Annotated in this window: 2 protein-coding genes; both read left to right on the top strand. The window is 35.8% G+C overall.

Features of this window, described 5'->3' with window-relative positions:
- Positions 1-385 (top strand): glycosyl hydrolase family 65 protein (locus RT405_RS12020; RefSeq protein ID WP_313469983.1); only part of this gene is annotated, 385 nt, incomplete at its 5' end.
- 369 nt (positions 386-754) lie between these two features.
- A partial coding sequence (locus RT405_RS12015) for a glycoside hydrolase family 73 protein (RefSeq protein ID WP_313469981.1) occupies positions 755-1321 on the top strand: 567 nt, incomplete at its 3' end.

Raw genomic sequence — 1321 nt, 5'->3', positions numbered from 1 at the left:
GATGGCGAGTGAAATCGGAGAGAAAGAAAAAGCTTATCGTTATTTTATGGATACAGCATTAATGGATCTTGTTGACCAACAAGGAAACACAAAAGATGGAATTCATGCTGCTAATATGGGCGGAACATGGATGAGTATGGTGTATGGATTTGCAGGAATGGCCATATATGAAGATAGGTTAACTTTTTCGCCTAGATTACCAAAAGAATGGCAGGAGTTAAGTTTTAAAATTCATTTTAAAGGTAGGTGGCTTAAAATCATCTTATCTGAACAACAAACTACTTATGAACTGCTTTCGGGAGATAGCATAATTTTTAGTCATAAAGATAAAGAAGACTTTCTTGAAGACAGTCTAACCATTCTTAATATAAAAGAGAATATTTAGTAGGTTGCTGGAGCTAAGCCAATCAGAAAAGCAAGTATAGAAGTTTTAAAAATTTATATGTAAGAAAAAGCCTTTATAGGCTTTTTTTGTTTATTTTTCGGTAATACTAGATTCCAATATAGAGGAAAATAATAGGTAAGATCTCAAAGAGCAAGAAAAGCAAGCGCAGTTATGTGAACAAAGATAACTCTTATAATTACTGGAAGCAGCAGTGTGATTATTTCTAGGTTTACTGAGGCTGCAAAATAAAATAGTCATCTATTAGGAATTGGAGTGTTTTTATTTGCAGGGGGTAACAGGTAGTGTGCTGTTTGTCGTTATTATTGTAGTGTTTGATTTGTGTAAAGAATCAAAAGGAGGAATTTTATAATGAGCGTACAAACAGAAAGCTTTATCAATAAAGTAAAAGGAGAGGCTACAGCATTATGGTCCGTCTACAAAGTTCTGCCGTCAGTTACTATCGCACAAGCTGCTCTAGAATCAGCGTGGGGCACATCTGGTCTTGCTGCTAATCACAATAATTTATTTGGCATCAAGGGCAATTATGGCGGGAATGCGGCCAACATGGCTACTTGGGAAGTGTATGGCGGTATAACTTATACGATTACTGCTAATTTTAGATCCTATCCTGACTGGGCAACGTCGATTAAAGATTACGGTGTGTTTTTAAATGTGAACAGTCGTTATAGCAAATCTTTAGGTTTAACAGATTACAAACAGCAGATCAAAGCCATCCACGAAGCCGGTTATGCGACGGATCCGCAGTATCAAACTAAAATCATTTCAATTATTGTAGCAAACGATTTAGTGAGATTTGATAAACAAGTAATAGATAGTACGATATCTGATTCTAATAAATTGCCAGTATCATCAGTCAAACTGGTAAGCGATAAAATCACTGGCAATAGCTATACGGTTAAGTCGGGTGACACATTA

It is taken from the genome of Carnobacterium sp., assembly GCF_032094055.1.
In the GTDB taxonomy this organism is placed as follows: Bacteria; Bacillota; Bacilli; order Lactobacillales; family Carnobacteriaceae; genus Carnobacterium_A.
This window is presented reverse-complemented; position numbering and strand designations above follow the sequence as displayed.